Source organism: Delftia sp. SD018 (assembly GCF_017355445.1).
In the GTDB taxonomy this organism is placed as follows: Bacteria; Pseudomonadota; Gammaproteobacteria; order Burkholderiales; family Burkholderiaceae_C; genus Comamonas; species Comamonas acidovorans.
The window spans coordinates 45,623-70,925 of the sequence record NZ_JADDRN010000005.1; the positions used below are offsets into that span (position 1 = coordinate 45,623).

Genomic DNA, 25,303 nt, shown 5'->3' on the forward strand with positions numbered 1-25,303 from the left:
ATCGTGCAGCCTGCCGGACTACCAGGCGTGCTTGCTGTCGTCGGGGAAGCTGCCGTTCTTCACGGCATGCACATAGGCCTCGAAGGCGCCCTTGACGCTGCCCGCATCCGCCATGAAGTTGTGCACGAAGCGGGCCATCTTGCCCAGGTTCACGCCCAGCATGTCGTGCAGCACCAGGACCTGGCCGGCCGTGCCGCTGCCCGCGCCGATGCCGATGGTGTGGCAGTGCGGCAGTTCGGCCGTGAGTTCGCGCGACAGCTGTGCCGGCACCATCTCCAGCACCAGCATGGAGGCGCCTGCATCCTGCAGCTCCAGCGCATGGCGGCGCAGCGTGGCCGCGCCCTCGTCGCTCTTGCCCTGGACGCGGTAGCCGCCCAGCGCATGCACGGTCTGCGGCGTCAGGCCCAGGTGGGCGCAGACGGGCACGCCGCGCTCGACCAGGAATTGCACGGTGGGCGCGGTCCAGCCGCCGCCTTCGAGCTTGACCATATGGGCGCCGGCCTGCATCAGCTCGCAGGCGCTGCGCATGGCCTGCTCGCGGCTTTCTGCATAGCTGCCATAGGGCATGTCGGCGATCAGCCAGGCCGTGCCCTGCACGCGGTGCAGGCCGCGCGCCACGCTGGCCGTGTGGTAGCACATGTCCTGCAGCGACACGCCCACGGTGCTGTGCAGGCCCTGGCAGACCATGCCCAGCGAATCGCCCACCAAAATGCACTCCACGCCGGCCGCATCGGCCACGGCCGCGAAGGTGGCGTCATAGGCGGTGACCATGGTGATCTTCTCGCCGGCCTCGCGCATCTGCGCCAGGCGCGGAAGGCTCACGGGGCGGCGCTGGGGCAGCGGCGAGGCGGGAGGGATGGTGCCGTAGGGCGTGCCGGCGGTGACGGGTGCTTGGGTCATGGGGCGCTCGGAGGGGGATGGAATTGCCGCGAGTCTATGCGATGCGCGCGGGGGGCACCTGTCCCTGAGCTGTCCTTTGCTTTTCCGTCACCTTTCGGGCAGGCCACGCCATCGGCGCCACAGCGGAGACAGCAGGGCCACGAGCATGGCCGTGCTGGCTGCCACGGCAGGCGCGCCCATCAGCAGGTCCAGCCAGTGCTGGGTATCCGTCCAAGGGCCTGCGCTGCCGGCGGGTTGGGGCAACAGCAGTGCGGACCACTTGGACCAGGCGGCGGCGAGCCATATCAGGGCCAGCGACATGCCCAGGGCCAGCAGCACCGCGCCGGCCCAGGGGCGCTTGAGCACACGGATGCGCAGCCAGGCGACCGATATCAGCGCGGCTGGAAACAGCCCCAGCACATAGAGGCTGGTGATTCCCAGCATCCCGGCCAGCACGCTGCCAAGCAAGGTCAGGACCAGGCATGCGCCCCAGGCCACCAGCTGCATGGCAGGCATCAGGCGCACCAGCACCAGGGCCAAGGCGAGGAAAAAGCCAACGCTGGCGGCCGCCAGCAACTGGGACATCCTTGGCCATTCGTCGTCGCGGGACCTGTCAGCGCGCCGCAGATGGCTTTCCTGGTAGGCCGGCAGGGCCAAGCCGTAGCGCGCGTGCTTCCATTGCACATGCTGCAGCGGGCTCCATCGGCTGTCGAACATCTCCAGCAGCATGAGCCACTCACGGTTGCTCTGGGCCAGATAGGTACCGAAGCATTTGCGCGGATCCGGCTCCAGATCCAAAGGCCTGCTGCGACCCCAGGCTGGTTTGCAGTTGGAGTTCTGCGCTCTGGATACCTTCTCGCCAGTCTCTGATGGTGGGCTGGCGGCCAAGTAGGCGCGCCATTCCTCGGCCAGGGGGGATTGCAGCGCGCTGCGGTAGCTGGCCAGCAGGTGCTCCGCCTCGTCCTGGGCGGAGCTGGCAGACTGGCGCACATAGCCTCTGGCCTGCAATGGCTGGCCGTAGCGCTCGAGTGTCTGGGCAATCGCGGCCTGGTCTCCGCGCATTAACCAGACCAGGGCCTGGATGCTCGGGTACTTCGCCGGATCGACCTCTTCCTCGCGCAGCACACGTATCCATTCCACGAGCATGGCCGCCTGGCGTGGCGCGACGAGCGCCTCCAGGGCTGCGACTTGCTCGACAGTCTGGATCTGTGCACTGACATCCGTGTCCGACCATTGGCGCTGCATCCGCATTTCATAGATGGGCGAAAAGGCGATCGCAGGCGCGAACAATAGCGATAGGAACAAGGCTCCCCACAGGTACTCCCACCACAGGCCCCAGCGGCCCACGGGGGCGTGTTCACGCCAGCGGTTGTGGATGCGCACGCGCAGCAACCACCACAGCGCCAGGCCGATCGCCACGATCCAGGCCACGACGAAGCCGATGTCCAGTGCCAATTGCTCGGGCGTTTGCCGGGCCGTGGACGCAACGCCGGGCAGGGAGCCCATCCAGCGCGCGGGTTCGGCCATCCATTGCATCCAAACGCCGAGCACCAGCACGCACCACAGCAGCGCCAGCGGCAGATACCAGTGCAGGCGCAGCTGCCACAGTAGGGGGCAGCGCATCAGCACCCATTGGTCCCAGCGGTTCGTCATATCGGAAAAACGTGGCATGGCTCAGTCCCTCACGAACAGGCGGCGGGTGGATGCGGTGATGTCGCGGAAATAGCGCACGGGCATCTCTGCCTGCACGGCCTGTGTCAGGAACTGCGCTGCCGTGAACGGCACGTGAAAGCTCACGATGTGGGTCTGGCCGCTGAGCTGGTGCGTATGGGATGGCAGCCGGTCCAGCCAGGGTTTCAGTTGCGCCATGGCCCAGCCTGTCTCGAACTCGATGGCGCAGCCTTGCATGGCGGCAAAGCTCTGCTGGACGCTGCGCGGCTGGCCTTGCTCCAGGAACAGCACCTGATCGGCCACCTTTTCCACCTCGTACAGCTGCTGTGAACTCAGCACCAGGGCCATGGGTTGCCAGGGCGAGCGCGCCAGCGACTGCAGATCGGTCAGCAGGGTCTGCTGGGCGTTGATGTCCAGATTGGCCAGGGGCTCGTCCAACAGCAGCACGCGCGGCCGGCACAGCAGGGCGCGCGCCAGCTCGAAGCGCATCTTGTAGCCCGAGGACAGCTGTTTCCACTGGTGGCCCCGGAAGGCGCGCAGCCCCAGCTGCGCGATGACCAGCTGTACCAGGCAGATGTTGCGTTGGCCCACGGCGCCATGGCTGCGCGCGGCGAATTGCAGATGGTCCATCAGGCGCCCGCCCCAGACGGCCGGGCGCTGGGGGATATAGGCGAGCTGGGTGCGCAGCAGGTAGGCATCGGCGGCAGGAACGCCCCAGTCCAGCTGCCCTGCGTCGGGCGCCAGATCGGCGGCCAGCAGGCGCAGCAAGGTGGTCTTGCCGTTGCCGTTCTCGCCCACCAGTCCCAGTATGGTGCCGGGCTCCACGGCCACATCCACCGGCCCCAGCGCAAAGCCGCCGCGCCGGTAGCGCTTGACCAGTTGCCGTCCCTGTACACGGTACGCGCGGTGCGCAGGGTGCGCGCGGGGAGGTGCGGAGTCGGCCTGCAGCGCCTGGCCCGGGGCATGGGCGGCATGCAGGGCATCGAAGGCCTGCTGCACCAGCGCGCGGCGTGGCTCTGCGCCGGAATCGGCGGCGAGGCCATCCCAGGCGTCCAGCGCAGTCAGCAGGCTCTGCTGCACGGCGGTTTCGGCCGGCAGGGCGGCGTCTATGAGTGCACGCCACGCGCCATGCCATTGCTGGCTGGCGATCGCCTGTTCCACGGATTGCGCCCAGGCCGCCACGGTGGCCTGCGGGCGCGCGGGTTGTCGTGCCGATTCGATGCTCGATTCCATGAAGCCCTCCCTTTTTTCTGTGCTGCGCGGTGCGGCCATCCGGGGAGCCGGACAGTGCGATTCCCGGCGCGCGACGAGTCTATGCGATCCCGCTATGCTGTACTTCCCGCGACGGACGACAGGGCCCGCACAGGCCCTGCGGATGCGCTTCAACGGTGTTGCACCATGTCCGGTTCCTTACAGACATCTCCGCTTCTTCCCGCCGTGGCCTGGCAGGGCCTGCGCCAGGTCCATGTGCTGCAAAGCCTGACCGACGAGCGACTGGCCGAACTGGCGGCGCAGTGCCGCTGGCAGCATCTGGCGCTGCACCAGACGCTGGAGGGCGCGTACACCGATCAGCGTCTCTACATGCTCGTGCAGGGCGGCTTGCGCGTCAGCAGCTATGCCCCCAACGGGCGCGGGCTCACGCTGGGCGAGATTGCCCAGGGCGTGTTCTTCGGCGGCCTGCCGCAGCAGCAGGTGGGTTGCACGGCCATGCCCCTGGTGGTGGAGGCGGGAGTGCCCAGCCTGATTGCCTCGCTGGCCCATGAGGATGTGGAAGCCCTGCTCATGAACGAGCCCCAGGTCCTGCGCGCCTTCATCGGCCGGCTCAGCGACCTGGCCGTGGCGCTGGCGCGCCGCATGGTGGATCTGGGAACGCTGTCGGTGCGCAGCCGCCTGCATACCCAGTTGCTGGAACGTGCCGAGCGCGCGGGCATCGACCAGGGGCAGGCCCTGCTGGCGCCCGCACCCCGGCAGACCGACCTGGCCCTGATGCTGGGCTCCAGCCGCGAGGAAGTGGCGCGCGAGATGTCGCGCCTGGTGCGCCTGGGCCTGCTGCGGCGCGAAGGCCGCAACCTGCGCATCTGCCATGTCGAAGGCCTGCGCGTGCTGCTCGAGGAAGCGCGCTGAGCCTTGTCTGCCGCGGCTGTTTCAAGCCGCGAAAAACACTGTTTCAGGAACGCGTGAATTCGCCTTCTGTCGAGGGGAGCACGGGTGAAAAGGCAGCGGGCCGCCCGGGCCGGATGCGAAAACACGTGAGAAAACGCACAGACGAAGAATGCTGCAGCGCCGCATAGTACGTCCATGCCGTGAGGAAATGAATGCCGAGCGGCCTTTTGAAAGGATCTGACATGCGTACCCTCTCCGCTGCACTGGCCGCCCTGACCCTGGGCCTCGCCGGCACTGCAATGGCCCAAGAAGCCGTTTCCCCATCGTCCTCCGCCACCGCAGGCCTGAGCCGTGCCGAAGTGCTGGCCGACCTCGAAATGTGGCACCAGGCGGGCATGACCTACCTGCCCTCGCCTTCGGCAGACCGCGACATCAGCTACAACTCGGCCGAATACCAGCGTGGCCTGGCCCGTTACCAGCAACTGCGCAGCGGCCCCGCCTACCGTGAGGCCGTGGCCCGCCTGGAAGGCCAGCACACCGTCACGCAGAAGTGATGTGAATGGATATGGGTCCGGCATGGTGCCGGGCCTGTTGGTGGAAAGCGTCCTTTCGGGACGCTTGGTTTGGCGCCCTTCGGGGCGCTTTTTTGTTTCCCTCGCTCTACACTGGGCGGCCCCGTGTCAGTGGCTGCTATCGATAGCGAAGCTGCTGATGCAAGTACAGCATGCGTTGACGGCCGTTTTGTGAAGTTTCTGATCGATTTTCCCAACCCCCATGACGGTTCGGCCGCCCGGCTGCGCCATGGCTTCGGGCCGCCGCTGCGCAGCCTGGCAGCCCATGCGCCCGAGCAGGTGCGCGGTGTGCTTGACGCCGTGCAGCAGGCCGCCCAGGCCGGCCTGTGGTGCCTGGGCTGGGTGCGCTACGAGGCGGCGGCGGCGTTTGACGCGGCCTACGCGGGCGCCTTGCATGCCACGCCGCCAGGCGAGCCGCTGGCCTGGTTTGCCGTCTTCGACGGCCCCCGGCCCTGGCCTGAAGACGCGGACGCAGTCGATACCGGCCCTCAGGTGCAATCTCAGGTGCAATGGCAGCCCGGCCTGGAGCGCGCCGATTTCGATGCCGCCATTGCGCGCATCCACGAGGCGATTGCGGCCGGTGACTGCTATCAGATCAATTACACGGCCCAGTTCATGGGCCGGCTGCTGGGAGACATCCCATCGCTGTTCGCCGCGCTGCGCCGTGCCCAGCCCGGCGGCTACGTGGCCTGCATGGACAGCGGCGACGAGCAGGTGCTGTCCGTCTCGCCCGAGCTGTTCTTCGACTGGGATGGCGAGCGCATCCTCACGCGCCCCATGAAGGGCACGGCGCCCCGTGGCGTCACGCCTGCCCAGGACGAGGCGAATGTCCAGGCCATGCGGTCCTCGCCCAAGGAGCGGGCCGAGAACGTGATGATCGTGGACCTGCTGCGCAACGATGTCTCGCGCATTGCCGAGCCTTTCAGCGTCCAGGTGCCGCGCCTGTTCCATGCCGAACCCCTGCCCACCGTGTGGCAGATGACGTCCGACGTGCAGGCGCGCACGCGGCCCGGCACCGGCCTGGCGGACGTGTTTGCGGCGCTGTTTCCTTGCGGCTCCATCACGGGTGCGCCCAAGCGCCAGGCCATGCGGCTCATCCACGAGCTGGAATCGGGTCCGCGCGGCGTGTACTGCGGCGCCGTGGGCGTGGTGCGGCCCGGCATCGCCGCGGGGCGCGTGCACGCCACCTTCAATGTGCCCATACGCACGGTGGTGGCGCGTGGCACGGAACTGCGCTGCGGCATCGGCAGCGGCATCACCTCGGGCGCCGAGGCGCCTGCCGAATGGCAGGAATGGCGCCACAAGAGGGCTTTTCTGGACAAGGTGTGAAAGGGCGTGCAGCCATGGCGGATACGGACTTGGATTTCGACATTCTGGAAACCCTGGCCCTGCGGGATGGCAGTTTCATCCACCTGCAGCGCCATGTGACGCGCATGCAGGACGCGGCGCGGCATTTCGGGCGGCCCTGCACGGATGCCGTGCTGGAGCAGGCACTGCAGCAGCTGCGCCAGGCGCACGCCAGCGGCCACTGGCGCGTGCGCCTGGCGCTGGATGCCACGGGGCGGATACAGACCCAGGCGGCGCCGCTGCCGCCTTCCGCCACGCCTGTTCGGCTGGCGCTGGCCGACCGGCCCATCGCCAATGCGGTGGCGCATGGCGACTGGGTGCGTTTCAAGACCTCGCACCGCGCGCACTACGACAGCCTGCAGCCCACCGATGCCTCGGTGTTCGACACCGTGCTCCACAACGAGGACGGCGAGATCACCGAGGGCACGCGCGGCAACATCGCCGTGCTGCTGGCGGGCCGCTGGGTGACCCCGCCGCTGTCCAGCGGCCTGCTGCCCGGCGTGGGCCGCGCGGTGGCGCTGGACGAGGGCCGCGTGGTGGAGCACCCGGTGCGGCTGGACGATCTGCCGCGCGTGCAGGGCTGGGCCTTCGTCAACAGCCTGCGCGGCTGGCTGCCGGCAGTTCTGCGCTGAGCTGCAGGCCAGGGCGGAACTCATGGTTTTCAGGGATGGATTTCACAAGGCAATGTCAGACAATCGGTGAATATTGTTGAGCAATATCATTTTGATTGTTGGCTGATGCCTGTCTCCCCTGAGATCGATCCATGCATGAATTCCGTATTTCCCGCCGCGCGCTGATCAGCGCCGCGGCTGTCCTGGCTGCGGGCCCGCTGTGCGCCCAGACCACCTATCCCAACAAGCCCATTCGCGTCGTCGTCGGCTACGCGGCAGGCGGCTCGGTCGACCTGGTGGGGCGCGTGGTGGGTGACATCCTGGCCAAGCACCTCAATGCGACCGTCGTGGTTGACAACGTGCCCGGTGCCGCCGGCGTGGTGGCCGCGCAGCGCGTGGTCGGTGCCAAGGCCGACGGCTATACGCTGCTCGCAGGCTCCAGCAACGAATTGGCGGGCACGAAGTTCGTCAACGCCGCGCAGAAGTACGACCCGGCCACGGACCTGACCGGCATCGCGCTGACCGGCGTGCTGCCCAACCTGTGGGTGGCCGGCACCAAGATGCCGGCCCGGACCATCGACGAGTTCATCGCCCTGGCCAAGGCCCATCCCGGCAAGTACAGCTACGGCAGCCCGGGCATCGGGTCTACGCCGCATTTCTCGGGCGAGCTGATCAAGAAGATTGCCGGGGTGGACATCGTCCATGTGCCCTACAAGGGATCGGCCGCGATGACCAGCGACCTGGCGGGCGGCAACCTGGATTTCGCCATCGTCTCTCCCTCGGTGGCGGCTCCGTTCATCCAGAGCGGCAAGATCAAGGCCCTGGGCGTGACCACGGCCCACCGCATCGCCATGATGAAGGACGTGCCCGCACTGGGCGAGAACGCAGCGCTCAAGGGCTATGCGCTGAGCGGCTGGTTCGGGTTGGCGGGACCCAAGGACCTGCCTGCCGAGGTGGTGGCCAGCCTGCAGAAGGCCTTGAAGGCGGGCCTGGCCGATCCGGCGATGCGCGCGCGCCTGGAAGGGGCGGGCATCATTGCCCCCACGGGCGACGAAAACCTGGCCCAGATCATCCGTACCGACATGGGCAAGTACGCCGAACTGGTCAAGTTCGCCAAGATCACGCCGGAAAACTGAAGCACGGCCTGCTGCCATGAAAAACGCCTCGCTCCCCGAGGCGTTTTTTCATTCGGGCCTGTGCAGGGCATGCAGGGACAGCAGCCCCTCGAACGCATCGCGCAGCGGCTGCAGCGACGGGCCGGCAGGCGCCAGCCGTTGCAGCGCGCAGGCCGCTGCCTCCAGCGTGGACAGCTGGCCCGGCGCATGGGCCTTGCGCAGGGCGCCGTAGCGCGAGGCGGGCAGGTCGCCCTGCAGTGCCAGGCGCGGCAGGGCCTGCAGGCCGGGGTTGAGGTAGAGCATCTTGCGGCTCTTGCGCCAGGTGGCGTCCAGCACCACCAGGCGCAGGTCCTCGGGGCATGGCGCGGGCTGCGGCCAGGGCGCTTGCCTGGCCAGGCCCAGCTGATCGCCGTGCGGCGTTTCCGGATAGAGCAGTACGGCCTGCCGCGGGGCGTCGCCGGCCTGCCAGGGCGCGTGCAGCAGTGCCTGCAACTGCGCTGGCTCGAAGGCCTCGCCCACCGCCAGGCGGCTGGCGGGCAGGCACAGGTGCAGCAGCCGGCCCGTGCCCTTGGCCTGCAGTTCTTCCTCGGGATGCTGGAGCACCAGCAACTGCACCGCATGCGGCACCGGCTGCATCAGGGGGCACAGGCAGGTGCGCTCAGGGCGCAGGCATTGCGCGCAGCGTGCGCGGGTGCTCACGGCGGACAAGGCCCGGCGCCTGCCTTACAGGCGACCCTTGTAGTAGCTGGGCTTGTCCATGTCGGCGATTTCCACGCTGAGCTGGACCATCATGCCGGCCGGCTGGGGCGTGAGGCGGCGCAGCACCGCGGCAATGCCTTCGGACAGTTCCTTCTTGGCCGTGTCGGTACGGCCCGCCAGCAGGCGCAGCTGCACGTGGACGAAGCCGCGGTTGGCCGGTGCCGAGCCGATCTCGAACTGGCTGACCGGCAGCAGGCGGGCCTTGACGTCGGCCTCGTCCAGGATGCTGGGGTGGCCGCAGACGAAGGCGTTGAGTTCGGTCAGCAGTTGCTGGCCGGGCAGGCCGGCGAGGTTGTCGGTGTATTCGACGTAGAGATGGGGCATGGATGTCTCCGTTCCGATGGTGAAGAGGGATTCAGGGTAGGGGTGGGGCCAGGCGCGAGACCTCGTCCAGCGCCGTCAGCAGCAGCTGCACGTCGATGCGCGTGTGGGAGGCCGACAGCGCGATGCGCAGCCGCGCCGTGCCTTCGGGCACGGTGGGCGGGCGGATGGCGGGCACCCACAGGCCGCGCTCGCGCAGGCCTTCCATCACGGCCAGGGCCGTGGCGTTGGAGCCTATGACCAGGGCCTGCACGGCGGTGCGCGAAGGCAGCAGCTGCCAGCCCGTGCGCGCCAGCAGCGGCGTGAGGCCGGCGCGCAGCTCGGCAATGCGTTCGGCCAGGGACTCGCGGCGCTCGTCCTCGGCCTCGATCAGGGCCACGCTGGCCTGCAGCGCGCTGGCCAGCATGGGCGGCGCGGCCGTGGCGAAGATGTAGCTGCGCGTCTTTTGCAGCAGCCACTCGACCAGCATGTCGCTGCCCGCGACAAAGGCACCGGCCACGCCAGCGGCCTTGCCCAGGGTGGCCATGTAGAGCACGCGCGGCGAGGCGTTTGCGCCCGTGAGTCCCGCCTCGGCCAGGCTGCCCCGGCCTTGTGGGCCGAGCACGCCGAAGCCATGCGCGTCGTCGAGCAGCAGCAGTGCGTCGTACTGCTCGCACAGCGCCAGCAGGCCGCAGATGTCGGCCACGTTGCCATCCATGCTGAACACGGCATCGCTGATGACCAGCTTGCGGCGGGCCGTGCTGGCGGCCAGTTGCGCGGCCAGGTCGCCCAGGTCGGCATGGGCATAGCGGTGGATCTGGGCACGCGACAGGCGGGCGCCGTCGATCAGGCAGGCGTGGTTGAGCGCATCGGAGAACAGCGCGTCCCCCGCGCCCACCAGGGCCGGCACGATGCCGGCATTGGTGGCGTAGCCCGCATAGAAGTAGAGCGCGCGCGGCAGTTGCACGAAGTGCGCCAGCTGTTCCTCCAGCGCGGCGTTGGCCGTGCTGTGGCCGCTGACCAGGGGCGAGCCGCCCGAGCCCACGCCAAAGGCCTGGGCGCCCGCGCAGGCGGCGCGCACCAGGGTGGGGTGGCCGGCCAGGCCCAGGTAGTCATTGCTGCAAAAGGCCAGCATGGGGTGACCGTCCACCTCCATGTGGGCGCCGCTGGCGGCGCCCTGCAACGGCGCCGTGGCGCGGCGGCGGCGGCGCAGGTGGGCCGCGTCGAGTTCGGCGATGCGCGCGGGGATGTCGTCCAGCCAGGAGCCGCTCATTGCCATTGCTCCGGCAGGGTATAGGTGGTGGCGCGCGGGTCGGGGTGCTGCTGGAAGGGGATGTCGGCCAGCAGCGGCGCCTGCAGTTGCCGGTCAAGGTGCTGGCGCAGCCAGGCCATGTTTTCCTCGGGCACCAGCATGGCGGGGTCCACGCGGCTGGCAATCCAGCCGGCCAGGCGCAGGCCGCGTGCGCGGATGGCCTCGGCCGTGAGGGCAGCGTGGTTCAGGCAGCCCAGCCGCAGGCCCACAACCATGACCACGGGCAGGTCCAGCGCGCAGGCCAGGTCGGCGCCCGAGAGCTGGTCGGACAGCGGCACGAGAAAGCCGCCCGCGCCTTCCACCACCACGGCGTCGGCCTGTTCGGCCAGGCGCCGGTAGCTGTCCACGATGTGTGCGATCTCTATGGAGCGGCCCGCGCGCTGCGCGGCGATGTGCGGCGACATGGGATCGGGCAGCAGCACGGGGTTGTCGAGTTCGGGCGGCACGGCCAGGGTGGAGGCGGCGCGCAGCGCCAGCGTGTCCTCGTTGGCCCAGCCGCCGTGGCCGTCGGGCTCGGCGCCTGCGGCCACGGCCTTCATGCCCACCACGCGGGCATGGTGGCGGGCCAGCGCATGCAGCAGCCCGCAGGAGGCCAGGGTCTTGCCCACGCCCGTGTCGGTGCCGGTGACAAAGCAGCCAATGGTGCGGTGGGCGTTCACGAATGGTTCTCCTGGGCCAGGGTGTCTTCAAGGGCGGCCAGCGCGCTGGCGGCCAGGTGCTGCACGGCCTCTTCGTCCAGCAAATAGGGAGGCATGGCGTAGAGGGTGTTGCTGATAGGGCGCAGCAGCAGCCCGCGCTCCAGTGCGGCTGCGCTGTAGCGGCGCGAGAAGTCGGGCAGCGAGGTCTGCACATCCCAGGCCCAGATCATTCCCTGGCGCCGTGCGTGGCGCACGCGGGCGTGCTGGTTCAAAGGGGCGAAGGCGCCGTCAAGCCTTTGCGCCAGCGCGAGGTTGGCGTTGATGGCATCGGTCTGCTCGAACAGCTCCAGCGTGGCCAGGGCCGCGCGGCAGGCCAGCGGGTTGCCGGTGTACGAGTGCGAGTGCAGGAAGCCGCGCGCCACGGAATCGTCGTAGAAGGCGGCGTAGACGGTCTCGGTGGTCAGCACGGCCGACAGGGCCAGCGTGCCGCCCGTCAGGCCCTTGGACAGGCAGATGAAGTCCGGCCGTATGCCGGCCTGCTGGTGGGCGAACATGCTGCCCGTGCGGCCGAAGCCCACGGCGATCTCGTCCACCACCAGGTGCACCTCGTAGCGGTCGCACAGGGCGCGCGCCAGGCGCAGGTATTCGGGGTCGTGCATGGCCATGCCGGCCGCGCACTGCACCAGCGGCTCGACGATGAGGGCGGCCGTGGTCTCGTGGTGCTGCTCCAGCCACTGGCGCAGGCCTTCGGCGGCGCGCCGTGCCACATCGACCGGGCTTTCGCCGCCTTGCGCGCCGCGTGCATCGGGGCTGGGCACGGTGTCGGCCAGGCGCACCAGGGGGGCATAGGCTTCGCGGAAGAGGGGGATGTCGGTCACGGCCAGCGCGCCCACGGTTTCGCCGTGGTAGCCGCCGGCCAGGCCGGCAAAGCGGCTCTTGGCGGGGCGGCCCAGGTTGCGCCAGTAATGGGCGCTCATCTTGAGGGCGATCTCGGTGGCCGATGCGCCGTCGCTGCCGTAGAAGGCATGGCCCAGGCCGGTGAGCGTGGCCAGCCGTTCGGACAGCTCCACCACGGGCGCGTGTGTGAAGCCGGCCAGCATCACATGGTCCAGCCGGGCGAGCTGGTCGGTGAGCGCGGCCTGGATGTGCGGATGGCTGTGGCCGAAGAGGTTGACCCACCAGGAGCTGACGCCATCCAGGTAGCGGCGCCCTTCGGTGTCGTGGAGCCAGGGCCCCTGTGCGCGCGCGATGGCGATGGGGGGCGCGGCCTCGTGCCGCTTCATCTGGGTGCAGGGGTGCCACACAGCCGCAAGGCTGCGGGCGGCAAGCGATTGAGTCATCGCGCGATTGTCACACCGCAGCGCAGCTCACAGCTGCTGCGTGGGAACGTGGTGGCGCAGTTCGACCTGGCGGTTGGCATCGTCCACGAAGACCAGCTGCGGCTGGTGCGTGGCCACGTCGGTCTCATGCACCTGGGCGAAGGAGGCAATGATCAGCAGGTCGCCCACGGCGGCACGGCGCGCGGCCGAGCCGTTGACCGAGATCATGCCGCTGCCGCGCTGGCCCTTGATGGCATAGGTGACGAAGCGCTCGCCGTTGTCGATGTTCCAGATGTGCACCTGCTCGTTCTCGACGATGTTGGCGGCGTCCAGCAGGTCCTCGTCGATGGCGCAGGAGCCTTCATAGTGCAGCTCGCATTGCGTGGTCTTGACGCGGTGGATCTTGGATTTGAGCAGGGTGCGGAACATGTTTGTCTCTCGAGGGGCGCTTTGCGCGGTCTTGATGGGGCCTTGGCTGGCAAAAAAAGCCACCAAGTCTATATGCGAAGGAGAAATCCCATGAAGGCCGTGAAGTTGTTCAACGGCAGCGGCGCCGCTGAGGGGCCTGGCTTCAGTTCAGGTCGAGCACGCAGCCATCGCCGATGCTGTCGCGCCATACGCGGATGCGGCTGGGGGCGGGCTGCAGGTCGGCCAGGGAATCGGCAATGAACAGGCACAGGTTTTCCAGCGTGGGCTTGCCCAGGCCGGGGACTTCGTCGAGAAAGCGATGGTCCAGCGCGTCGCCCAGGGTCTTCAGGCGCGAGCGCAGGTAGCCCAGGTCGATCACCATGCCGTTGTCCGGATTGCGCGGGCCGGTGACGCTGACTTCGGCATAGTAGGTGTGGCCGTGGATGCGGCGGCTGCTCTCGGTTTCGATGGCGCGCTCCAGCGTGTGGGCGGCATCGAAGAAAAAGCGCTGGTGTACGGTGAACTGCATGGCAAAAATCAGCGGATGCCGGTGAGCTTGTGGGTCTGCAGGCTCAGGCGCCAGGCCGGGCGCTGCAGGCATTGCGCTATGCAGGCGGCCGTGTTGTCGGCCTGCAGGACGTTGTCCATGGGCTGCAGGAAATAGCGGTCGAAACGGGTGCCGGCCTCGATGGCCTGCAGATCGAAGCCGGGCTGCGGCCAGACCAGCTTGAGCTCCTGGCCGCTGCGCTGCACCCAGTCGGCGCCGGCCTTGGGGCTGATGCACAGCCAGTCGATGCCCTCGGGCGCGGCCACCGTGCCGTTGCTTTCCACGGAAATGCGAAAGCCGCGCGCATGCAGGGCGGCGATCAGGGGCTCGTCCACCTGCAGCAGGGGCTCTCCCCCGGTCAGCACCACCATGCGGTGCTGGCTGTCGGCGGCCGGCCATTGGGACAGGATGCGTTCGGCCAGGGCGTCGGCCGTGGCGAACTTGCCGCCCAGCGTGCCGTCGGTGCCCACGAAGTCTGTGTCGCAGAACTGGCAGATGGCGCTGGCGCGGTCCTGCTCGCGGCCGGTCCAGAGGTTGCAGCCTGCAAAGCGGCAGAAGATGGCCGGCGTGCCGGCCTGGCCGCCCTCGCCCTGCAGGGTGTAGAAGATTTCTTTGACGCTGTAAGTCATGGTGCATGGAGGCCGGTGGAGCCGGCCTGTCGGTGTGCGCGTGCCTGTGTCCGTGCCCGCTAGACGGGCGTATAGGCCAGGCGCACGTAGATGGGCGCAAAGGCTTCGGCCTGGGTGATCTCGATCAGCGTTTCCTTGGCCAGCTCCAGCAGGGCGATGAAGGTCACGACCAGCACGGTCGAGCCTTTCTCGGGCTGGAACAGGGTCTCGAACTCGACGAAGCGCCGGCCCTGCAGGGCCTTGAGCACCTGGCTCATGTACTCGCGCACCGAGAGTTCCTCGCGCGTGATCTTGTGGCTTTGCACAAGCTTGGCACGCTTGAGAATGTCGCGCCAGGCCGATTGCAGCTCGGCCACGTCCACATCGGGAAAGCGTGGCTGCAGGTTCTGCTCGATGTGGATCTGGGCCCGGAGGAAGTCACGCCCGTAGTGCGGCACCTGGCCGAGCTGGTGGGCAGCGAGCTTGATCTGCTCGTACTCGAGCAGCCGGCGCACCAGCTCGGCGCGCGGATCCTCGGCCTCTTCGCCGCCTTCCTGCTTCTTGGGCGGCAGCAGCATGCGCGACTTGATCTCGATGAGCATGGCCGCCATCAGCAGGTACTCGGCCGCCAGTTCGAGGTTGCGGCTGCGGATCTCGTCGACATAGCGCATGTACTGGCGCGTCACGTCCAGCATGGGAATGTCGAGGATGTTGAAGTTCTGCTTGCGGATCAGGTACAGCAACAGGTCCAGCGGCCCTTCGAAGGCTTCGAGGAAGACCTCCAGCGCATCGGGCGGGATGTACAGGTCCTGCGGCAGGGCGAACAGCGGCTCGCCGTACAGGCGCGCCAAAGCCACCTGGTCGATCACGACCGGGGTGCCGTCGCCAGGAGGGGGGGATGTGGCGGAGGCGCCCGCAGGCGCCAGCGCGGATTCAGCCTCGGCCATGCCTTGCTGCCTGGGCGAATGCCGCATGCGCAGGGTGCACGGTGGGAACAGGCTGATTTTTCATCGCATGGGCAATCAGGAGTTCGTCTGGTAGACGTAGGGCTTCTGGTCCACGCGGCCGGCGCGCAGGTCTTCCCAGACTTCGTGGTTCACGTCCTTGTCCCACAGCAGCGAGCGGCCGGCCAGCTGTTGGCTGGGCAGCTCGGGCTTTTGCTTCTTCAGGTCGTTGATGAAGTTGGTGGCGTCGGAGCGATAGTCGGGGCGGCGAAAGAATGACATAGTCTGATAACCTCTTGAATCGCGTGATTTTACCGGGACACCGCCGATGAACCTAGTCTCCCGTCTTCTGGGGGTTGCCGTGGCCGTGATGGGCATGCTCTCGCTGCCCGGCTGCGATCCCCAAAACATCAAGGAACTCGAAGAAGGCCTGTCCACCGAGGCCGACGTCCGCGCCCGCTTTGGCGAGCCCGAACGCATCTGGACCGAGCCCGACGGCTCGCGCACCTTCGAGTACAACCGCCAGCCCGCCGGCAGCCGCAACTACATGATCACCATCGGCACCGATGGCCGCATGAGCGCGCTGCGCCAGGTGCTGGCGCCGCACAACTTCGAGAAGATCCGCCCCGGCATGGACGAGGAGCAGGTGCGCCGCATGCTGGGCAAGCCCGCCAAGATCACGCCCTACCAGCTCAAGCAGGAAACCGACTGGGACTGGAACTACATCGATCCCCCCACGCGCGACATGGAGTTCACCGTGACCTTCGGCCCCGACGGCCGCGTGCTGCGCAGCGCCGGCCGCGAGAAACTGCACGGCGGCGCCTGACAGCAGGCCTTTGCAAGTTCCTGCAAGCATCCTGCGATGCGCTGTACCCTGCACGCCACAGCGCGCCGGTGCAACAATCTCTAGAATCCGGGTTTGTACCTATGACACACCATGGGTACGGTGAAGGCCCCGAACCGGGGCCTTTGCGACGATAGATCTGTCATCACCCCGACAATGTCCACGCCTTCCCTACCCGCTGCCGCGCCCGCTGCGCCTGTCCCGGCCACCGCTTCGCTGCGCCATGGCCTCTTCGAGGATGTCCAGGCCCTCTTCACCGGAACCCTGTTCGTGGGCATCGCCATGATGATGTTCGCCCAGGCGGGGCTTTTGACCGGAAGCACGGCGGGCCTGGCCTTCGTGCTGCACTACGCCACGGGCTGGCCGTTCGGCCTGGTCTTCTTCGCGATCAACATCCCGTTCTACTGGTTTGCCTGGACGCGCGTGGGCCGCACCTTCACGGTCAAGACCTTCATCTGCGTGGGCGCGCTGTCGCTGATCACCGAAATGGGGCCGCGCCTCATCCACATCGACTACCTGCACCCGGCCTTTGCCGCCATTGCGGGTGGCCTGCTCATGGGCTCGGGCCTGCTGTTCCTGGCGCGCCACCGCTCCAGCCTGGGCGGCGCCACCATTGCCTCGCTCTACCTGCAGGACCGCTACGGCATCCGCGCCGGCAAGGTGCAGATGGCCATCGACTGCTGCGTGGTGCTGCTGGCGCTATGGGTCGTGCCCTTCGAGCGCGTGGCCTGGTCGGTGCTGGCGGCCGTGATCATGGGCGTGTTCCTGGCCGTGAGCCACCGGCCCGGGCGCTACGCCGGGCAGTAGCCTCAGGGCGTCAAAGGCTGCCCATCGGGCGTGCGGTAGCGGACCGTGATGCCGCTGTTGTCTGCGGCTGCCCCGTCATCGCTCATCGCATCGACGGCCTTGCCCACTCCCTTGCCGACGATCTTGACCGTGCCCACGGCCGCATCCGCGGCCAGCCCCACGGCAGAGGCCGTGACGCTGACCGCCGTGGCGGTCACGGCCACCACGGTGCAGCCGGACAGCAGGGCGCTGGCGCACAGGCAAAGAAAAGCCCCCAGGGCCGGGGACCGTGAGGGCTTGCGGGACTTTGCAGACTTCATGATTGTCGTCCAACACACTGTGCGCAATCTTTGAAACCGGCAGAGCCTAAGTCAGGGACGCCGAGGAAGGGCCGCCCCGCACCGAGGGTGTCGCCGGGTGCCCGTATGCCTCCTTCAGGGGGAAGGCGCGAAGCGACTCAGGGGGCATTTCAATGTATACGCATGCCGGGGGTGGCACCGGGGAAGGGCTCCAGCACGTAGATGCCGGGGTTGGACTTCTCATCGGCGTGGCTGGCGGCCAGCACCATGCCTTCGGAGATGCCGAACTTCATCTTGCGCGGCGCCAGGTTGGCCACCATCACGGTGAGCTTGCCCTGCAGCTGCTCGGGCTGGTACATGCTGGAGATGCCGGAGAACACGTTGCGTGTCTTGCCTTCGCCCACGTCCAGCGTGAGCTGCAGCAGCTTGGTCGAGCCTTCCACGGGCTTGCATTCCACGATCTTGGCGATGCGCAGGTCCACCTTGGCGAAGTCGTCGATGCCGATGGTTTCGGCAATCTCCTCGCCGCCGGGCAGGACCTTCTCGACCACGGGCTCGGGGGCCTCGAACAGGGCCTCCAACTGCTTGACGTCCACGCGCTGCATCAGGTGCTTGTACAGGCCGATGGCATGGCCGGCGCCCAGCAGGTTCTGTGCGTCGGCGAACTGCAGCGGCGCCACGTTGAGGAAGCCTTCCACCTGTTCGGCCACGGCCGGCAGGATGGGCTTCAGGTAGATGGTCAGCAGGCGGAAGGCCTCGATGCAGGTGGTGCACACGTCCTGCAGGCGGGCGTCCATGCCTTCCTGCTTGGCCAGCTCCCAGGGCTTGTTGGCATCCACGTATTCGTTGACGCGGTCGCACAGCTGCATGATTTCGCGCACGGCGCGGGCCGTGTCGCGGTTCTCGAAGGCCTGGACAACGGCCTCGCTCTGGCCGCGCAGCTGGGTCAGCAGGGCCTGGCCGTCTTCGCTGACCGTGCCCAGCTTGCCGTCGAAGCGCTTGGCGATGAAGCCGGCCGCGCGCGAGGCGATGTTCACGTACTTGCCGATCAGGTCGGAGTTGACGCGGGCCATGAAGTCATCGGGGTTGAAGTCGATGTCTTCATTCTTGCCGTTGAGCTTGGCGCCCAGGTAGTAGCGCAGCCACTCGGGGTTCATCTGCAGGCCCAGGTACTTGAGCGGGTCCAGGCCGGTGCCGCGGCTCTTGCTCATCTTCTCGCCGTTGTTCACGGTCATGAAGCCGTGCACGCAGATCTTGGTGGGCGTCTTGCGGCCGCTGAACTTCAGCATGGCGGGCCAGAACAGCGTGTGGAAGGTGATGATGTCCTTGCCGATGAAGTGGTACTGCTCCAGCGTGGGGTCGGCCATGTAGGCCTCGTAGTCCTCGCCACGGCGGTCCAGCAGGTTCTTGAGCGAGGCCAGGTAGCCCACGGGCGCGTCCAGCCAGACGTAGAAGTACTTGCCCGGCGCATCGGGGATCTCGATGCCGAAGTAGGGCGCGTCGCGCGAGATGTCCCAGTCACCCAGGCCTTCGCTGGTCGTGCCGTCCGGGTTGGTGCGCACGCCGAACCATTCCTTGATCTTGTTGGCCACCTCGGGCTGCACATGCTGGCCGTCCTGGGTCCACTCGGTCAGGAACTCCACGCAGCGCGGGTCCGACAGCTTGAAGAAGAAATGCTCCGAGCTCTTGAGCACGGGCTTGGCGCCGGACAGCGCCGAGTAGGGATTGATCAGGTCGGTGGGCGCGTAGACGGCGCTGCAGACCTCGCAGTTGTCGCCGTACTGGTCCTTGGCATGGCAGCGCGGGCATTCGCCCTTGATGAAGCGGTCGGGCAGGAACATGTTCTTCTCGGTGTCGAAGAACTGCTCGATGGTGCGCGTCTCGATGAAGCCGGCAGCCTTCAGGTCCCTGTAGATCTGCTGGGCCAGCACATGGTTTTCGGGCGCGTCGGTGTTGTGCCAGTTGTCGAAGGCGATGTGGAAGCCGTCCAGGTACTGCTTGCGGCCTGCGGCGATGTCGGCCACGAACTGCTGGGGCGTCTTGCCGGCCTTCTCGGCCGCAATCATGATGGGCGCGCCGTGGGCGTCATCGGCGCCCACGAAGTTGACCGCGTTGCCCTGCATTCGCTGCGCACGCACCCAGGTGTCGGCCTGGATGTATTCCATGATGTGGCCGATGTGGAAGTTGCCGTTGGCGTACGGCAGGGCGGTGGTGACGAAGAGTTTGCGTGCGGTCATGGATGGCGGCTTTCTCGGGGGAACCTGACATTCTAGAAGGGCTGGGCGGTTGTGGGGCGGCGATGGCTTTTCCGTGCAGGCGGACATACGGGGGAGTTGTTGCGGGCCTTCGCTGCGCTAGGCCTGTTGGCTGCAGGCGTCAGCTGGCAACCAGCGGGCGCTGCCAGCCCAGGAACTGCTCTATGTCGCTGCGCCGCGCCAGCGCGTCGCGCCGGCCCAGGGCCATGAGTTCGCGGGTGAAGCTGCGCTCGAACAGCAGGTAGCTGGCCAGGGCGGCGCCGCGCGGGTCGCTGGCGTCCTGGCGCACGCCCAGGGCGCCCAGCAGGGTGCGCATGGGTAGCGGCAGCTGGCCCACATGGCGCGCGGCGATGGCGTCTATGCGCTCGGACGGCGAGATGACCAGCAACTGCAGCGGGCGCAGCCGGCTGCGTTCGCGGTCGGCGGGCGGGATCAGGGCCAGCGTCTGGTTGATGCGCTCGGCGCGCTCCACGTCCAGGGACAGGGCGTCGAGGAAGATGCTCGACAGCGTGTGGCCCGCGATGTGGGCCAGCGACGGGTAGCTTGCGCCTTCTGGCGGCGGCCTGGCCGGCGGCTCGGTGCGCCGGCCCGCGCCCACTACGAGGATGCGCTCGGCGCCCAGGTGGATGGCGGGCGCCAGCGGAGCGGTCTGGCGCATGGAGCCGTCGCCGAAGTATTCGGTGGCGCCGTCCAGCGGCAGCGGCGTGGCCGGAAAGATGAAGGGGATGGCCGAGGAGGCCAGCAGGTGGGCGTGCGTGATCTGGGCGGCGGCGGCCTTGCGCTGGTTGCGCACCCAGGGCTGGAGCTGGTCCTGCGCCTGGCAGAAGGTCACGTGCTCGCTGGTGGTGTAGCTGGAGGCGGACACCGCCAGCGCACGCAGGTGGCCGTCCGCGATCAATTGCGGCAGGCGTTCCAGCGGAACCAGGCCGCGCGACAGCAGCCGGCCCAGCGGCTGGTTGTCCAGCAGCGAACGCGGGCGCATGCGGCCCCAGCGCGCCAGGGCCCAGCCCAAAGACAGCAGGGTCAGCCAGCGCGCGCCGCTGCGCAGCACGCTCAGCGAGTCGGACAGGTAGATGTCCTCGGGCCGCAGGTTGCGCCAGATGCGCGACATGCGGCGCACGGCCCGGTCGAAATGGTCGCTGCCGCAGGCCAGGGCCGCCGCGTTGATGGCGCCGGCCGAGGTGCCGACCAGGATGGGGAAGGGATTGGGGCCATGCTGCTGGCCGCAGGCGCGGCGTATCTCGGCAATGGCCTCCAGCACGCCGGCCTGGTAGGCGGCGCGGGCGCCGCCGCCGCTGAGCAGCAGTCCGGTGCTGGGGGGAGGGAGGCTGGAGTCGGGTGAGGGCGCGGCATCGGGCATGCCTGGAGTGTGCCGCGCGCCGGCCGTCATCAGATCAGGGGATGACCCCGAAGGAATCAGGCCTTGGCCAGCAGGGAGCCCAGGTCCTTGCCGGAGATCAGGGCGATGCCCTGCTGCTTGGCCCAGGCGGCTGCATTCTCGGCCGGCGGCTGCAGCGACAGGTAGCAGACCGTGGCCGCATCGCGCGCCTGGCCTGCGGCCAGCAGTGCGCGCAGCGGCTCCATGCCGTGCACGCCGGCCTTCCAGCGCTTGGCGCTGGCCACGGTGGTGCGGCCTTCGCGTTCCAGCACGAAGTCGGCGCCGTCCTTGTCGGACAGGCGGGTCACGGTGTAGCCCTCGGCCTGCCAGGCGCGATCGAGCCGATCGGCGAACTCGCGCCAGCTTTGCTGGGCGGCGATCTCCAGGGCCTGCTCCACCTTGGCGGGGCTGGGGGCGCGCAGCTGGCGCCAGGCGGCAACGCAGCCTATGCCGAAGAAGGGCAGGGCGGTGATGGCGGCGAACGGCGCGATGTCCTTGGGCAGCAGCGCCGTGGACACCAGGGTCACCAGCGCGGCCAGCGCGATGCTGATCCACCAGCGCGAGCGCAGCAGGATCGCGAACAGGGAGTTGTGGGCCATCTTGAATTTCACGGGGCGGATCTTTCGCGGAAAAAGGCGGGAACAGGAGCCGCAAAGGCAGCAAGGCCCGCATTGTCTCGCGTGAGCGAGGGGATGGTGCCTTGGATAGACTATCCGGCTCTAGGAGTAATCAAAGCAATGGCAGTCACAGAACAAGCGCTCTTGGCCGCGCTCTCCAGCGTGCTCGACCCCCACACCGGCAAGGACTATGTGAGCACCCGCGCCCTGCGCAACCTGCAGGTCACGGGGGCCGACGTGGCCTTCGACGTGGAGATGGGCTATCCGGCGCAAAGCCTGGTGCCGGCGCTGCGCGGCCAGTTCGTCGCGGCGGCCAAGACCGTCGAGGGCGTGGGCAATGTCTCGGTCAACATCACGTCCAAGGTCGCCGCGCATGCGGTGCAGCGCGGCGTGCAGTTGCTGCCGGGCGTCAAGAACATCATCGCCATCTCGTCCGGCAAGGGCGGCGTGGGCAAGAGCACGACCACGGCCAACCTGGCGCTGGCGCTGGCCGCCGAGGGCGCGCGCGTGGGCATCCTGGACGCCGACATCTACGGCCCCAGCCAGCCCATGATGATGGGCATCTCGGGCCGCCCCGAAAGCCCCGACGGCAAGACCATGGAGCCCATGGAAAGCCACGGCGTGCAGGTCATGTCCATCGGCTTCCTGGTCAACAACGACCAGGCCATGATCTGGCGCGGCCCCATGGCCACGCAGGCGCTGGAGCAGATGCTGCGCCAGACCAACTGGAAGGATCTGGACTACCTGCTGGTGGACATGCCGCCCGGCACCGGCGACATCCAGCTGACGCTGGCCCAGCGCGTGCCCATGACGGGCGCCGTGGTCGTCACCACGCCCCAGGACATCGCGCTGATCGACGCCAAGAAGGGCGTGAAGATGTTCGAGAAGGTGGGCGTGCCCATCCTGGGCCTGGTGGAGAACATGGCGGCCCACGTCTGCACCAACTGCGGCCATGTGGAGCACATCTTCGGCGCCGAGGGCGGCAAGCAGATGGCGGCCGAGTACGGCATCGACTACCTGGGCGCACTGCCCCTGTCGCTGCAGATCCGCCTGCAGGCCGACAGCGGCAAGCCCACCGTGGTGGCCGAGCCCGACAGCGAGGCCGCGCAGATCTACAAGAAGGTGGCGCGCGACCTGGCCGTGAAGGTGGCGCTCAAGGCACGCGATTTCACGAGCAAGTTCCCCACCATCACGGTGAGCCAGGGAACCTGACCCTTCTGGCGCTGCCGGCATGAACCTGCTGACCTCGATGCGGTATCTGGCGGCGCTCAACGAGCACCGCCATTTCGGCCGCGCGGCGCTGGCATGCCATATCACCCAGCCGGCGCTGTCCAATGCGCTGCGCGCGCTGGAGGAGGAGTTCGGCACGGTCATCGTGCGCCGGGGCCGCTCGTTCGCGGGCTTCACGCCCGAGGGCGATCAGGTGCTGGCCACGGCCCTGGCCATGCTGCGGGCCGAGGAAGGCCTGCGCCAAGAACTGAGCGCCGCCGCCGGCGCGCTGCGCGGGCAGCTGCGCATGGCGGCCGTGCCCACGGCCATGCCCATGCTCACGCGCTTTGCGGCCCTGCTGCGCGAGCACCATCCGGGCATCACGCCCGTGGTGCTGTCCATGAGCTCGGCCGAGATCGAGAGCGGGCTCGAAGACCTGTCGCTGGACCTGGCCCTGGGCTACAGCGCGCGCATGCCGCCGCGCGGCCCGCGCCTGCAGTCCTGGCCCCAGTACGAGGAGCATTACTACCTGCTGTGCCGCGAGTGCTGCGATGGGCAGGGCGAGGGCCGGCCCTTTGCCTTTGGCGCCGACATCGCCTGGCGCGAAGTGGCCGGCATGCCGTTGTGCCTGCTCACGCCCGACATGCACAACCGCACGGTGATCGACGAGGCCTTCGCCGCCGTGGACATGGCCGTGCAGCCCGCCATGGAAACCAACTCCGTGCTGACCCTGGTGATGGCCGTGGCGCAAGGAACGGATGGCATGACCACCGTGCTGCCCGGCGCCATGGTGGCCGCGGTGCGCCACATGCCGGGCCTGGTGGCGCGGCCGCTGCGCTCGCCCGAACTGGTCACCCCCATAGGCTTCATGGCCCAGCAGGGCGTGGCGCCCACGCGCGCTCTGCAGGCCGCGCTGCAACTGCAGGACGACGCCGGTTGGCGTGCGCAGTGCCTGCGGCATGCGGGGGCGCTGGCGGGTTGAGCGCCCTTCGCTGGAAGCAACGACCGGGAGTGCTGTCTGTTGGGTTTCTTCCGGCACAGGCGGGCATCGTTCAAAGGCCGTAATATCATTCATATCAGAGCGCTTGCATGCCGCAAGCACTCGTATGAGAATATTTTGATGGCAACTGCAACCAATCTTCCCGTTGATCGGGCCATCAAGGCACTGGGCCAGAGCATTGAATTGGCGCGGCGGCGGCGGGGGCTGTCGCAGGCCGATCTGGCATCCCGCATGGGCGTTTCGGTCAGCACCGTGCGCCGCCTGGAAGATGGCCACCCCGGAATTGCGCTTTCCTATCTGGCAAGTGCCCTGCAGGTCTTCGGTGAGTTGGAGAAATTGCGCCTGCTCCTGGACACCCCGACCGACTCCGTCGGACTGGCACTGATGGATGCGCAACTGCCTGCGCGCATCTACAGCAAACGCCGCAAGGCACCCAAGGCGTTCTGAAGGGCGAATGCGACATGGTGACGCGCTCCGCTGCAATGGTCCACAACATGAAGTCGGAACTGGACGTGTGCCTGGGCAAGGCGGGCACGGCCGTGGGCAGGCTGGTATTCGTGCGCAACGGCATGCGCATGTTCACCCAGTTCGCCTACTTCCAGGACTGGTTGGGTCACAAGGATGCGTTCAACGTCTCCCCCGACCTCGCGCTCACGCCGATCTACCAGACGCGCAAACCAGAGACCCGGGAGGACTCCTTGTTCTTCCTTGCGCTGGGAGACACGGAGCCGGATGCCTGGGGGCGGCGTGTCATTGCCCGTGCGCATGCCAAGCGGCGCGAGAAGGACCCGGCTCTAGGGGCACTGACCGAACTCGACTACCTTTGCGCCGTCGATGACTTCAGCCGGATGGGCGCCCTGAGGTTGCGCAGTGCGCAAGGCGTCTATCTGGAGTCCGTACGCGCAGGGCAGACTGCGACGCCTCCGATGCTGGAACTGGAGAAAATGCTCGCCTCCTCGAGGGCCGTGGAGCTCGGCAGGGAGTCGGCCCAGGATCTCGCCTATCTGCGGGGCAAGGCGACCTCGCTGGGAGGCATGCGCCCGAAGTGCAGCATCCTTGATGAAAAGGGGCATTTGGCGTTGGGGAAATTCCCCAGCGTTCAGGACGATCGCAATGTGACGCGTGCCGAAGTCCGGGCGTTGAAACTGGCACGCCTGGCCGGCATTGATGCTGCACAAGCCCATGTGGTTGCCGTGCATGGCACACCTGTGGCGGTCATCCGCCGTTTCGACCGTGGGCTCGGGGATACGCGCATTCCCTACATATCCGGCGCCACACTGCTGCAGGCGAGTCGGCAGCATGAACACGCGTACACCGAGGTGCTCGCGCAGATGAAAGGGCTGAGCGCGAACTACGTGGATGACGCGCGGCAACTATGGCGGCGCCTGGTATTCCATCACCTCATCACCAATGTCGATGACCATCTGCAAAACCTGGGGTTCCTCTATGTAGGGGACAACCAATGGCAGCTTTCCCCGGCATTCGACATCAATCCCATGCCGGAAAAGAACCGTGAGTCCAAGACATGGTTGAGCGAAGACACAGGCCCCATCACCAGCATGGCGCAGTTGATGGGCCAGGCCTCGCAATTTTCACTGAGCCGCGACCAGTCGCTGGCGATCGTGCGCCAGGTTGTCGAGGCCGTGTTGCAGTGGCGCGTGCTGGGCCTGTCTGCGGAGGTTGGAATGACCGCGCAGGAACTCGATGAGTTTGCCCTGGCGTTCGACCACCCGGACCTGGATGACGCCAGGAAACTGGCGGGCCTGTGAAGGTCTGGACGGT

The 25,303-nt window shown here is 67.8% G+C and carries 28 protein-coding genes; 11 read left to right on the forward strand and 17 right to left on the reverse strand.

Annotated features, from left to right (window positions below; all coding sequences use genetic code 11):
- Positions 1-18: 18 nt before the first annotated feature.
- The 3 genes from panB to INR38_RS07385 form a co-directional block, all read right to left on the reverse strand.
- The gene (gene panB / locus INR38_RS07375) at positions 19-900 is read right to left on the reverse strand and encodes a 3-methyl-2-oxobutanoate hydroxymethyltransferase (protein WP_012203749.1); all 882 of its coding nucleotides are present in this window, start codon (positions 898-900) and stop codon (positions 19-21) included.
- An 87-nt stretch (positions 901-987) separates the two neighbouring features.
- Positions 988-2,550: a hypothetical protein gene (locus INR38_RS07380; RefSeq protein ID WP_199136657.1), complete on the reverse strand. Its 1,563-nt coding sequence runs from the start codon at positions 2,548-2,550 to the stop codon at positions 988-990.
- Positions 2,551-2,553: 3 nt separating this feature from the next.
- Positions 2,554-3,783: an ABC transporter ATP-binding protein gene (locus INR38_RS07385; protein ID WP_207442790.1), complete on the reverse strand. Its 1,230-nt coding sequence runs from the start codon at positions 3,781-3,783 to the stop codon at positions 2,554-2,556.
- A 165-nt stretch (positions 3,784-3,948) separates the two neighbouring features.
- On the opposite strand from INR38_RS07385, the gene INR38_RS07390 reads away from it, so the two are divergent.
- The 5 genes from INR38_RS07390 (at position 3,949) to INR38_RS07410 (ending at position 8,319) form a co-directional block, all read left to right on the forward strand.
- Positions 3,949-4,674, forward strand: coding sequence for a Crp/Fnr family transcriptional regulator (locus tag INR38_RS07390; RefSeq protein WP_043781030.1), 726 nt, complete (start codon positions 3,949-3,951; stop codon positions 4,672-4,674).
- Between the two features lie 221 nt (positions 4,675-4,895).
- Entirely contained in the window at positions 4,896-5,207 is a 312-nt protein-coding gene (locus INR38_RS07395) for a DUF4148 domain-containing protein (protein WP_013803916.1), read from the forward strand.
- A 189-nt stretch (positions 5,208-5,396) separates the two neighbouring features.
- Positions 5,397-6,554 (forward strand): aminodeoxychorismate synthase component I, encoded by a 1,158-nt coding sequence (pabB, locus tag INR38_RS07400; protein WP_207442789.1) that lies wholly within the window; start codon positions 5,397-5,399, stop codon positions 6,552-6,554.
- 29 nt (positions 6,555-6,583) lie between these two features.
- Complete coding sequence (locus INR38_RS07405) at positions 6,584-7,204, forward strand: aminotransferase class IV (protein WP_242698990.1); 621 nt, start codon at positions 6,584-6,586, stop codon at positions 7,202-7,204.
- A gap of 131 nt (positions 7,205-7,335) precedes the next feature.
- Positions 7,336-8,319, forward strand: coding sequence for a tripartite tricarboxylate transporter substrate binding protein (locus tag INR38_RS07410; protein WP_207442787.1), 984 nt, complete (start codon positions 7,336-7,338; stop codon positions 8,317-8,319).
- A gap of 48 nt (positions 8,320-8,367) precedes the next feature.
- Here the strand turns inward: INR38_RS07410 and INR38_RS07415 are convergent, their stop codons facing one another.
- From INR38_RS07415 to INR38_RS07460, 10 genes are all read right to left on the reverse strand, one after another.
- Entirely contained in the window at positions 8,368-9,006 is a 639-nt protein-coding gene (locus INR38_RS07415; protein WP_207442786.1) for a tRNA-uridine aminocarboxypropyltransferase, read from the reverse strand.
- Between the two features lie 15 nt (positions 9,007-9,021).
- A complete protein-coding gene (locus INR38_RS07420) occupies positions 9,022-9,381 on the reverse strand; it encodes a 5-carboxymethyl-2-hydroxymuconate Delta-isomerase (protein WP_012203756.1) in 360 nt (119 codons plus the stop codon).
- A 31-nt stretch (positions 9,382-9,412) separates the two neighbouring features.
- Positions 9,413-10,630, reverse strand: coding sequence for an 8-amino-7-oxononanoate synthase (gene bioF / locus INR38_RS07425; RefSeq protein WP_207442785.1), 1,218 nt, complete (start codon positions 10,628-10,630; stop codon positions 9,413-9,415).
- The gene (gene bioD, locus INR38_RS07430; RefSeq protein ID WP_043790591.1) at positions 10,627-11,328 is read right to left on the reverse strand and encodes a dethiobiotin synthase; all 702 of its coding nucleotides are present in this window, start codon (positions 11,326-11,328) and stop codon (positions 10,627-10,629) included. The genes bioF and bioD overlap by 4 nt, the downstream gene beginning before the upstream one ends.
- Positions 11,325-12,647, reverse strand: a complete 1,323-nt coding sequence (gene bioA, locus INR38_RS07435) for an adenosylmethionine--8-amino-7-oxononanoate transaminase (RefSeq protein WP_099752668.1) — start codon at positions 12,645-12,647, stop codon at positions 11,325-11,327. Before bioA ends, bioD begins: the two co-directional genes overlap by 4 nt.
- A gap of 27 nt (positions 12,648-12,674) precedes the next feature.
- The gene (gene panD / locus INR38_RS07440) at positions 12,675-13,055 is read right to left on the reverse strand and encodes an aspartate 1-decarboxylase (RefSeq protein WP_012203760.1); all 381 of its coding nucleotides are present in this window, start codon (positions 13,053-13,055) and stop codon (positions 12,675-12,677) included.
- A gap of 142 nt (positions 13,056-13,197) precedes the next feature.
- Positions 13,198-13,563: a 6-carboxytetrahydropterin synthase gene (locus INR38_RS07445; protein WP_207442784.1), complete on the reverse strand. Its 366-nt coding sequence runs from the start codon at positions 13,561-13,563 to the stop codon at positions 13,198-13,200.
- Positions 13,564-13,571: 8 nt separating this feature from the next.
- Positions 13,572-14,210: a 7-carboxy-7-deazaguanine synthase gene (gene queE, locus INR38_RS07450; protein ID WP_207442783.1), complete on the reverse strand. Its 639-nt coding sequence runs from the start codon at positions 14,208-14,210 to the stop codon at positions 13,572-13,574.
- Between the two features lie 59 nt (positions 14,211-14,269).
- On the reverse strand, positions 14,270-15,163 hold the full coding sequence (locus INR38_RS07455) for a ScpA family protein (protein WP_034390789.1): 894 nt from the start codon (positions 15,161-15,163) through the stop codon (positions 14,270-14,272).
- A gap of 48 nt (positions 15,164-15,211) precedes the next feature.
- Positions 15,212-15,415, reverse strand: coding sequence for a DUF3460 family protein (locus INR38_RS07460; RefSeq protein WP_012203764.1), 204 nt, complete (start codon positions 15,413-15,415; stop codon positions 15,212-15,214).
- 46 nt (positions 15,416-15,461) lie between these two features.
- On the opposite strand from INR38_RS07460, the gene INR38_RS07465 reads away from it, so the two are divergent.
- On the forward strand, positions 15,462-15,959 hold the full coding sequence (locus INR38_RS07465; RefSeq protein WP_012203765.1) for an outer membrane protein assembly factor BamE: 498 nt from the start codon (positions 15,462-15,464) through the stop codon (positions 15,957-15,959).
- 174 nt (positions 15,960-16,133) lie between these two features.
- The gene (locus INR38_RS07470; RefSeq protein WP_063327090.1) at positions 16,134-16,784 is read left to right on the forward strand and encodes a YitT family protein; all 651 of its coding nucleotides are present in this window, start codon (positions 16,134-16,136) and stop codon (positions 16,782-16,784) included.
- Between the two features lie 2 nt (positions 16,785-16,786).
- Here INR38_RS07470 and INR38_RS07475 read toward each other — a convergent pair whose 3' ends face one another.
- The 4 genes from INR38_RS07475 to INR38_RS07490 all read right to left on the reverse strand — a co-directional run bounded on the left by INR38_RS07475 (position 16,787) and on the right by INR38_RS07490 (position 21,294).
- Positions 16,787-17,083, reverse strand: coding sequence for a hypothetical protein (locus INR38_RS07475; RefSeq protein WP_207442782.1), 297 nt, complete (start codon positions 17,081-17,083; stop codon positions 16,787-16,789).
- Positions 17,084-17,232: 149 nt separating this feature from the next.
- Positions 17,233-19,299: a methionine--tRNA ligase gene (gene metG, locus INR38_RS07480; protein WP_207442781.1), complete on the reverse strand. Its 2,067-nt coding sequence runs from the start codon at positions 19,297-19,299 to the stop codon at positions 17,233-17,235.
- Positions 19,300-19,438: 139 nt separating this feature from the next.
- Positions 19,439-20,677: a patatin-like phospholipase family protein gene (locus tag INR38_RS07485; protein WP_012203769.1), complete on the reverse strand. Its 1,239-nt coding sequence runs from the start codon at positions 20,675-20,677 to the stop codon at positions 19,439-19,441.
- 56 nt (positions 20,678-20,733) lie between these two features.
- Positions 20,734-21,294 carry a restriction endonuclease gene (locus INR38_RS07490; RefSeq protein WP_034398227.1) on the reverse strand — a complete coding sequence of 187 codons (561 nt, stop codon included), beginning with the start codon at positions 21,292-21,294 and terminating at the stop codon, positions 20,734-20,736.
- A gap of 138 nt (positions 21,295-21,432) precedes the next feature.
- Between INR38_RS07490 and apbC the strand changes: the two genes are divergently transcribed.
- The 4 genes from apbC (at position 21,433) to INR38_RS07510 (ending at position 25,290) form a co-directional block, all read left to right on the forward strand.
- The gene (gene apbC / locus INR38_RS07495; RefSeq protein ID WP_012203771.1) at positions 21,433-22,524 is read left to right on the forward strand and encodes an iron-sulfur cluster carrier protein ApbC; all 1,092 of its coding nucleotides are present in this window, start codon (positions 21,433-21,435) and stop codon (positions 22,522-22,524) included.
- Between the two features lie 19 nt (positions 22,525-22,543).
- A complete protein-coding gene (locus INR38_RS07500; protein ID WP_207442780.1) occupies positions 22,544-23,503 on the forward strand; it encodes a LysR substrate-binding domain-containing protein in 960 nt (319 codons plus the stop codon).
- Between the two features lie 138 nt (positions 23,504-23,641).
- Positions 23,642-23,968 carry a helix-turn-helix transcriptional regulator gene (locus INR38_RS07505; RefSeq protein ID WP_013803898.1) on the forward strand — a complete coding sequence of 109 codons (327 nt, stop codon included), beginning with the start codon at positions 23,642-23,644 and terminating at the stop codon, positions 23,966-23,968.
- A gap of 47 nt (positions 23,969-24,015) precedes the next feature.
- A complete protein-coding gene (locus INR38_RS07510; protein ID WP_242698991.1) occupies positions 24,016-25,290 on the forward strand; it encodes a HipA domain-containing protein in 1,275 nt (424 codons plus the stop codon).
- Positions 25,291-25,303 lie beyond the last annotated feature (13 nt).